This is a genomic window from Roseateles sp. (assembly GCF_036486225.1).
In the GTDB taxonomy this organism is placed as follows: domain Bacteria; phylum Pseudomonadota; class Gammaproteobacteria; order Burkholderiales; family Burkholderiaceae_C; genus Roseateles.
The window spans coordinates 1-7,966 of sequence record NZ_DASVNZ010000015.1 but is presented as its reverse complement, the minus strand read 5'-3'; the positions used below and the strand labels follow the sequence as shown (position 1 = coordinate 7,966).

The 7,966-nt window shown below is 68.4% G+C and carries 12 protein-coding genes; 3 read left to right on the top strand and 9 right to left on the bottom strand.

What is annotated here, in order from left to right:
* On the bottom strand, window positions 1-617 hold a 617-nt coding region (locus tag VF536_RS01505), incomplete at its 3' end, for a penicillin acylase family protein (protein ID WP_331613014.1).
* 222 nt (window positions 618-839) lie between these two features.
* On the opposite strand from VF536_RS01505, the gene VF536_RS01500 reads away from it, so the two are divergent.
* The gene (locus VF536_RS01500; RefSeq protein ID WP_331613013.1) at window positions 840-1,505 is read left to right on the top strand and encodes a DUF4291 domain-containing protein; all 666 of its coding nucleotides are present in this window, start codon (window positions 840-842) and stop codon (window positions 1,503-1,505) included.
* Here the strand turns inward: VF536_RS01500 and VF536_RS01495 are convergent.
* Together VF536_RS01495 and VF536_RS01490 are read right to left on the bottom strand one after the other, a co-directional pair.
* On the bottom strand, window positions 1,492-1,641 hold the full coding sequence (locus VF536_RS01495) for a hypothetical protein (RefSeq protein WP_331613012.1): 150 nt from the start codon (window positions 1,639-1,641) through the stop codon (window positions 1,492-1,494). The genes VF536_RS01500 and VF536_RS01495 overlap by 14 nt on opposite strands.
* Before the next feature lie 100 nt (window positions 1,642-1,741).
* Window positions 1,742-2,701: a DUF2968 domain-containing protein gene (locus VF536_RS01490; protein ID WP_331613011.1), complete on the bottom strand. Its 960-nt coding sequence runs from the start codon at window positions 2,699-2,701 to the stop codon at window positions 1,742-1,744.
* 210 nt (window positions 2,702-2,911) lie between these two features.
* Here VF536_RS01490 and VF536_RS01485 point away from each other — a divergent pair, with 210 nt between their 5' ends.
* Together VF536_RS01485 and VF536_RS01480 are read left to right on the top strand one after the other, a co-directional pair.
* On the top strand, window positions 2,912-3,598 hold the full coding sequence (locus VF536_RS01485) for an MEDS domain-containing protein (RefSeq protein ID WP_331613010.1): 687 nt from the start codon (window positions 2,912-2,914) through the stop codon (window positions 3,596-3,598).
* Window positions 3,595-5,676 (top strand): hybrid sensor histidine kinase/response regulator, encoded by a 2,082-nt coding sequence (locus VF536_RS01480; RefSeq protein ID WP_331613009.1) that lies wholly within the window; start codon window positions 3,595-3,597, stop codon window positions 5,674-5,676. Before VF536_RS01485 ends, VF536_RS01480 begins: the two co-directional genes overlap by 4 nt.
* A gap of 150 nt (window positions 5,677-5,826) precedes the next feature.
* Here the strand turns inward: VF536_RS01480 and VF536_RS01475 are convergent, their stop codons facing one another.
* The 6 genes from VF536_RS01475 to VF536_RS01450 form a co-directional block, all read right to left on the bottom strand.
* Window positions 5,827-6,177: a hypothetical protein gene (locus VF536_RS01475; protein ID WP_331613008.1), complete on the bottom strand. Its 351-nt coding sequence runs from the start codon at window positions 6,175-6,177 to the stop codon at window positions 5,827-5,829.
* A gap of 13 nt (window positions 6,178-6,190) precedes the next feature.
* The gene (locus VF536_RS01470) at window positions 6,191-6,562 is read right to left on the bottom strand and encodes a phage protein NinX family protein (RefSeq protein ID WP_331613007.1); all 372 of its coding nucleotides are present in this window, start codon (window positions 6,560-6,562) and stop codon (window positions 6,191-6,193) included.
* Window positions 6,563-6,601: 39 nt separating this feature from the next.
* A complete protein-coding gene (locus VF536_RS01465; RefSeq protein WP_331613006.1) occupies window positions 6,602-6,883 on the bottom strand; it encodes a pyocin activator PrtN family protein in 282 nt (93 codons plus the stop codon).
* A complete protein-coding gene (locus tag VF536_RS01460) occupies window positions 6,880-7,044 on the bottom strand; it encodes a hypothetical protein (RefSeq protein WP_331613005.1) in 165 nt (54 codons plus the stop codon). The genes VF536_RS01465 and VF536_RS01460 overlap by 4 nt, the downstream gene beginning before the upstream one ends.
* Complete coding sequence (locus VF536_RS01455) at window positions 7,041-7,406, bottom strand: hypothetical protein (protein ID WP_331613004.1); 366 nt, start codon at window positions 7,404-7,406, stop codon at window positions 7,041-7,043. The genes VF536_RS01460 and VF536_RS01455 overlap by 4 nt, the downstream gene beginning before the upstream one ends.
* Window positions 7,403-7,966: RNA-directed DNA polymerase (locus tag VF536_RS01450; protein WP_331613003.1), on the bottom strand; the 564-nt coding region annotated here is incomplete at its 5' end. The genes VF536_RS01455 and VF536_RS01450, both read right to left, overlap by 4 nt.

The window sequence follows — 7,966 nt, the reverse complement described above, 5'->3', positions numbered from 1 at the left end:
GCGATCTGAGCGACGAAGTTGCTGTAGCCCGCCGCGAAGTGAGCGGCGTACATGCGGCGGAAGATGTCGGTGTCGGTGACCGGCACGACCCAGGCCTCGCCGCGGCAGGCCGTGTGGGCGGTGGCTTCGGCGCCGCCCTTGATCTCGCGGACGTAGCGGTTGTAGCCGGCGGCGAAGCCGGCGACCATCTGCTTGAGCTTGTCGGGCTGGGCGGCGATGAAGCGCTGCATCACCTCGTCGTTGAGGACGTGGCGGTGATAGAAGTCGGCGTCGATGTTTTTCGGCTGGCCGATGGTGCCCTGGAAGGGCACGACGGCGTCCGCGCCGAAGTAGCGGGCGCGTTCACCGCGGAAGGTGAGCATCGAGTTGGCGATGGTGCACAGGTCGTCCTGGGCCTGCGCGTAGCCGTAGCCGTAGCCGGCGCCGCCCCAGTCGGGGGCCTTGATGTGGGGCACGCCCAGGGCGGTGCGGCGGATCTCGGCGCTGTACTTCGAGGCGGGCGTGCCGTCCCCGTCATCGTCGCCGCCGCAGCCCGCGAGCAGCGCGGCCGAACCCACGGCCAACGCCAAGGTCAATGCATACAGCGGGCTCCTGCCGCGTCGAACGGAAAGTCGCATGTCTTGTCTCCCTGTGCTCTATGGATCGGCACGCCGGGGCGAGCCGGTTCGTCACAGCATAGGACGGGGCGTCGGCCATGTCTGTCCCCCAGGGTTGTTGCGCCGCAAGGTAACAAAACAAGACTTGATCAAAAGAGTCGTGAGTTGTATTGTGCAACCTTGTGGGTTGTATTGGACAACTCACATGCTCGGGAATGAGCCGAACCATCAAAGAAGAACAAGATGAATACCAAGAACTCCGGGTCTGACGTCGGTCAGCCGCCGTTGCCCGTTGAACCCCACCTGGCGCAGCAGTCGCTGCATTGGCCGAGGGACGGTGAGCATGTGCTGGCGCACTTCGACGACCGGTCCATCGTCGTCTATCAGGCCTATCGACCCAGCATCGGCCGTTATGCGCTGGAGTACGGGCGCTTCGGCGGCCCGGACTACAGCTTCAACCGCATGAGCTGGATCAAGCCCAATTTCCTCTGGATGATGTATCGCTGCGGCTGGGGACTGAAAGAAGGGCAGGAGGTGGTGCTGGGACTGCGCCTGCGCCGCGAGTTCTTCGACGCGGTCCTGCGACAGGCGGTGGCCTCGTCGTTCGCGGCCTCCGGCATGGCGAGCCAGGAGGCGTGGGCGCTGGCCGTGGCAGGGTCGGACGTCCGCCTCCAGTGGGACCCCGATCACGCGCCGAGCGGTGCGAAGCTGCAGCGTCGGGCGGTCCAGCTCGGGCTTCGCGGCAAGACCTTGAGGGCGCTGTCCGAAGAAGGCCTGCTGGAGGTGATCGACATGTCACCGTTCATCGCATCGCAGCGGCCCTTCGCGACCGATGACTCGCCGGAACTTCTGATGCCGGTGGAACGCGTTTATCGGCCGAAGGCAGATGCAGGGCTCAATGCCGCTTGAAGTACTGCACCTCCCGCTCGTGCTTCTCTGCGGCCTCGCGGGTATCGAAGGTCCCGAGGTTGCGGCGTTTCCCCGTCTTGGGATCGGGGTTGCGGGAGTAGAGGCGGAACTGTCCGTTGCTGAGCTTGCGGATCATGGCGTGCTCCTGAGGCGCGATGGCCGTGAAGGCCGTGAAGGCCGGATGCACGGAGTCTTCGCCGTTCCCTGACCGGTGTCTGTAGGACGAGGAGCCGCCGCTACCGCGACGCCGACGACATCGCCCCGGCCGCGCGTCCCGGCAGCAGGGCGGCGCGCTTCTCGGCCTGCCGCACGTAGTCCTCGTAGGCGCGGGTCGCCTCCGCGCTGTCGCGGCTGCGCAGCATCGCCACGACCGAGCCCTGGCGCGTGAGCGACACGAAATACTGCGAGCTCTCCGCGCTCCACACGAGGCGCGCCACCTCGTCGCCGAAACGGGCGCGTCGCAGCGTTTCGACTTCGGCGCCGGCCACGCGCAGGTCTCCGCGGGCGTTCACCGTCTCCCCGGTCGTCGCTGAGATCTCGCGCGCGGCCATGGGCGAATCAGACTTGGGCGGCGTGGCGGTCACCGCAGGCGGGAAGACGGTCTGCGGTGGCGGCGCGGGCAACGAAGGCGTCGCCGGGACTGCGCCAGCGGCCATGACCAGGGGGATGCGTGCCGACGGTGCGGGCTCCACGGTCATCTGGCCGAGCAGTACCGGTCGTCCGACCTCGCCGAGGCCGGCCATGCGGCGGAAGCTGTCGTAGCTGCGCCAGGCCTCGGCTTCGTCGTTGGCGGTGAGCGTGCGCCGCACCGTGCCCTGCTGCGTCACGGCGACGTAGTACTTCTTGGGCAGAGTCGTCCGCGCCCAGACCTGGATGGCGATGTCGTCCGTCTCCGCATGCCGGGTCAGCGTCACCGTCCGCGCCGTCATGCGCTTGCGCAGGTCGGCGATGTCGACGAGCTCGGACTTCGCGAGGTTGGATCCGGGCGCCGATCCGGCCGAGGCGACCGAGGCGGCCGAGGCGGCCCGGGCGGCCTTCGTCCTCGCGCTTGCACCGGCACCTGCGCCTGCACCCGTGTTCGAGTTCGCCTGCGCCGACGGCATGACCATCCCCGCCGCGATCAACAGCGCGAGGACGCGAAGGCCGCGGCGGGAAAGGCCGCTGGCGGAGCCGGACGGGCGACGGGACGGGAACATCGGAAAAGGGCAGGGAGACCGCAGAGGCGCGGGGATGTTACGACGCGCGCAAGGCCCGGCGTCGCCGCATTCAGGGGCTCCGACGCAAATGGACACAAGCCTCTGCCTCTAATGAGGGGTGACAGGCGCCTCGGCATGCGCCAGACGGGTGGGTGTCGCGCCGGGCCTACACTCCGGGAGCGGGCCGTTGGGGTCCGACAAGGGACTTTCATGTGCAACAGAACGTCCTCCATCCTGCCGGCGCTGGAGAAGATGCAGCCGGGTGACCACTACTGCGGCATCTTCCGCAGCGACGCGGATCAGCGTCGCATCACGGTGGATTTCGTGCGCCTGGGACTGGAGCGCCACGAGCAGATGCTCTACCTGGTCCATCTGCAGACCGCCGAGCGCCTGCGGGCGACCTTGCTGGAGGCGGATATCGACGTCGACGCGCTGATCGCCAGCGGGCAACTGGTCGTCCAGGCGGCCAAGGACGTCTACCTCGTCGACGGCGTCTTCGATCCCCGCAAGATGATCGAGATCCTGGGGCAGGAGACGACCCGCGCCGTCGAGGCCGGCTACACGGCGCTGCGCGTCACCGGCGAGATGTCCTGGGCCCTGGAAGGCGACCCCGGCACCGAGCGCCTGGTGGAATACGAAGCGCTGCTCAACGAGTTCTACGCCACCGGCGCCCCGACGTATTCGATCTGCCAGTACGACCAGCGGCGCTTCGACGCGGAGCTGCTGCTGGACGTGCTGCACACCCACCCCCGCGTGCTGCTCGACACCGAGGGCATCGACAACTCGTCGATGTACTACGTGCCGCCGCAGGCCTTCCTCGCCGTGGACCGCAACGGCGGGATCCTGGAGACCCGCCTGGCCAACCTCACGGGCAGCGCGGCCGCATCGCCGGCGTGACCCGCGGCGGCGCAGTGGCCTTCGAGCTGACGTCCTTCGTCCAGGAACTGATGGCGCTGCGGCGCCCGCAGGACCTGCTGGAGCACGCCCGTCGCGCCGCGGTCGAGGTGACGCGTCAAGCGGTCTTCGCCTCGCATCTGCAGCCGGGACGGAGCTGGGAGCAGGCGACCATCGCGCGGGTCGATCACGGCGACGACCGGTCGCTGGTGCCGGTCCGTTCCGCCCTGCACGCGCTGCATCGCCGCCTCTCGATGGCCGGCGGTCCGCTGCGGATCACGCGGGGCGCCGAGACGGCCTCGATCTTCCAGGCGCTGTTCCCGGGTGGGGAGCGTGCCCTCGGCGTCGTGCCGCTGCGCAACCGCGCCGGAAGACTGACCGGTGCGCTCGTGGTCGGACTTCCTGACCCCGGGGTCGAGGTCGATGGAGAAGGCGAAGGCGAAGGCGAAGGCGAAGGCGATCCCGTCGCCGGCCTTGGTCTCACGGCGGCAGCCACCGCCATGCTGCCCACCATCGCCTCGCTCGCGGGCTCCGCGCTGGAGACCGCGTGGCAGCATGCCGCGGCGCTGCGCGACCAGGAGCGGATGCAGCTCTTCTCCGAGACCACGGAGGAAAGCCTCTGGGATTGGCACGTGGCCCTGGACGACCTCTGGTGGGGCGGCCAGCTCGATCAGCTGTTCGGCGGTGTGTCCCGCAGCGCGATGCGATCGGACTGGCGTCGCACGCGCGTCCATCCGGAGGATGTGGACCGGGTCACCCGCGCCTTCGATGCTGCCCTGCGGGGCGACACGTCCGCGTGGAACGCGGAGTACCGGCTCCTCGACCTGGGCGACCAGGCCGTCCATGTCCGCGAGCATGTCTACTTCCTGCGCGAGGCCGACGGCCGGGCGCATCGCGCGATCGGCACGGTGCGCGACATCACCGCCCTGAAGGGCCTGCTGCTGCGCGAGACCGCGGCGCGCGCCGACGCGGAGCGTGCCAGCGGCGTGAAGGACGAGTTCCTGGCGATGCTGGGGCACGAGCTGCGCAATCCGCTGGCGCCCATCGTGTCGGTGCTCACGCTGCTGGAGCGCCGCGCCGGCGGGCCGGATCGATCGCTGGAGATCCTGCGCCGCCAGACGCAGCATCTGATCCGCCTGGTGGACGATCTCCTCGACGTGTCGCGCATCAGCAGCGGCAAGGTCGAACTGACCTTGCGGCGCACGGACGTCGGGCCGCTCGTCCAGCGCGCGCTGGAGATGGTGCACCCGCTGATCGAGCAGCGTCGCCACCGGGTCGCCCTGGAACTCGACGACGGACTGGCGGTCGATGTCGACGCCGCGCGCATGATGCAGGTGCTGTCCAACCTGCTGGCGAACGCGGCGAAGTACACCGAGCCCGGCGGGCTCATCGCCGTCTCGGCGCGCGCCGAGGGCGACGAGGTCGTGGTGACGGTCCGGGACAACGGCATCGGCATGTCGGCCGAGGCGCTGACGACCGCCTTCGACCTGTTCACGCAGGGACGGCAGGCGCTCGACCGCGCGCAGGGCGGTCTGGGGCTGGGGCTCAGCATCGTCAGGAACATCGTGAAGCTCCACGGCGGCAGCGTGGAGGCCCGCAGCGACGGGATCGGCCAAGGTTCGGCCGTGGTGGTGCGGATGCCGCGCTCGCGCGCTTCGCCCGAAGCGCACATCGGTGCCGCGCCGCCGTCGCCGCGGCCGGTCGCGGCGAGCGAGCTGCTCGTGATCGACGACAACGAGGACGCCGCGAACCTGCTGGGGCAGTTGCTGGTCGACCAGGGGCATGCGGTGCGGATCGCCCACCATCCGGAAGAGGCGCTGCGTCTGTTCGCGGAACGGGCGCCGCAGGTGGCCTTCATCGACATCGGCCTGCCGACGATGGATGGCTACGAGCTGGCGCGCCGCCTGCGCGCGCAGACGCGCGGCGAGCGGCCCCGGCTGATCGCGCTGACCGGCTACGGCCTGGCGTCGGACCGGGCGAGGGCGCTGGCGGCGGGATTCGACGATCACGTGGTGAAGCCGGTGTCGCCGGAGCGGCTGGAAGAGCTCATCGCCCGACCGGGAACTCCGCCGGCGGGATAATCCGTGCATGTCCTCGAAGTTTTCCCCCTGGCGTCTGTCCGTGGCCCCCATGCTGGATTGGAGCGAGAGGAAGTAAAAAGGCCTGACGAATCAGGCCTTTACCTTTGAAGGGCACGAATCATGTTGCCCTTTTGTTGCCCCGAAGGGGCACTAGCTTCGACTGCCCTGCGGCACGAAGGCCCCTCCAAGCTGTCTCACGTAGTCGAAGCCTCGCTCCGACGCATGTGCCGCGCCAGGTGGCAGCGGGATGTTGGCCAACGATGTCCACCATCCGTTGGCCGTCACGATCATGGTGTCGCGGCCGCTGATGCTGCGGCACCAGTAGAAGTCGGTGGGCCACGGGTCTCCCGCGCGGACCGGCGCCGGCGAGACGTCTTCGTGTCGCACCAGCAACTGCGCCACGCAGATATCCCAGAACCCATCGAACTGTCGCGGGGTCGCCAGCAGCACGCACTGCGCAATCTGAGGCAGCATCTCGCCTTCGCTCTTCCAGTCCAACATCGATCTCTCCAAATTAGGGTAGTTCAACCTCGTTGCCGACCTTCGATGCGACGTAGGCGCGCATGGCCGAAACCAGGTAGGTGTCGCCGTGCTCGGTGCGACCGTTGACAGTGGCGAGGCACCCTGACAGGTGTCCGACCGCCGCCGGGTCGGGAAGTGGGGCAACGGTGATCCGCTCGCGCTCGATGATCGGGCCGCCCGACTCCCAGAACTGTGACGGAGAGAAGCCGATCAGTCCGTTCCCATCTCCGTGTTCAAGATCCGGCACGGCTGCAAAGCAGTACGGGCCGCGCAATGTTTCGCTCAACTCCCAGCGATAACCTGCCGCCTTTGCGACGGCCGCATCGAGCAGCGCGCCTTCTAGTTCTGAAACCTTGTGCTTCATGTCTTGGTGCTCCGGTGTATGCATGCCGATTGTGGGCCTTCAGTGCCCCCCGCCCCCCGTTCCCGCGAGCTGCCGCGCTTCTTTCACCGCAGCAGCTCTTCGCTCATCGATGTACGCGGCCAGGTCGTTGAGGTGGACGCCCTTGGCGGACTTCTGCGTCGTCGACTCGATCCGGACCAGTGGGATGTTGATGTCGCCGACGGCCACCTTGCGGATGAACTTGTCCGTGCTGAGGTGGGAGAAGTAGTCCCGCACGACGGCCTCGACCGGGATGACGGCCTTGCCGTCGTACTGCGCCATGAGGAGGAAGGCGGTGTTCATGCGGAGCCTTTCAGGGACTGCTGGATTCGACGGGCCTGCTCGCGATCGAGCTCGGCGAAGGCGGCCTCGAGTTCGGCCTGGCGATCCTGGTCCGGGGGCTGCTGGGACCAGGGCCTGCGCTTCTCGCGGCGCAGGGCGCGAACGTCTCGACGCTGCTTCACCGTGGAGTTCCTTGAGGCGCAGCGCCGTTAATGCACCGGCGGCCGAGTTGGCAGCGCACGTGCCAGCAGCCCCTCACATCGACGCCCCGCTGGCCGGGGCAGCGATGCACCTGGACACCGGCGGACGCGTCGGGAGCACCCGGCGCGTTTGCGCGGAGCTCGTCGACGAGTGAAGACAGGTGGCCGATGGCCGAGGCCTGGCCAGCGATCTCGACGCTCTGCAGTTGGATCAGGCGCAGTGCCTGCTGGAGGATCTCCGCTAGGTGGTGCTGGTCGCCGGCGGCCTGTGCGATCAGGACGGCATTGGCGATGCGTGACACGAGCGCATCGCGGTCGGTGGTGGGGACGGGTGAGGCGGTCATGTCGAGCTCCCGTGATAGGCGTAGGTCTTGCGGAGGTCCGCGCTCACGCTGCGGCCGCGCCGGCGGATGGCGTTGGCGAGTCGGGCGCGATCGTGGTGGCTGTGGGTGGCCTGGTTGAGCAGGCCGAAGTAGCTGGCCGCCGCCTGCTGCAGGTCGACCTGGTCGATCTGCTCGATGCGTTGAAGGGCGGCGGCGACAGTCCTGGCACGCGTGGTGCGGTGCCAAGGCTTGATCAGGTGGCCGACGAAGTCGATGTCGCGACTGACCGGCTGCAGGATCGTCTTGCGCGGGTTCAGCTGCAGGTGCAGCTCGCCCAGCTTCGTCTGGATCTGCCGATGTGCGTTCCCCAGCCAGGCGGCGTCCTCGTGCACCAGCACCATGTCGTCGACGTAGCGCACGTAGTGCGGCGCCCGGATGCGGTGCTTGATGTGCTGGTCGAGGTCGTCGAGAAGCACGTTGGCGAAGAACTGGCTGCTGAGGTTCCCGATCGGCAGGCCGTGGTCGGCCGATGCGTTGAACAGGCTCTTGTGCGGCGGCACCAGGGCGAGCTCCCGGCGATC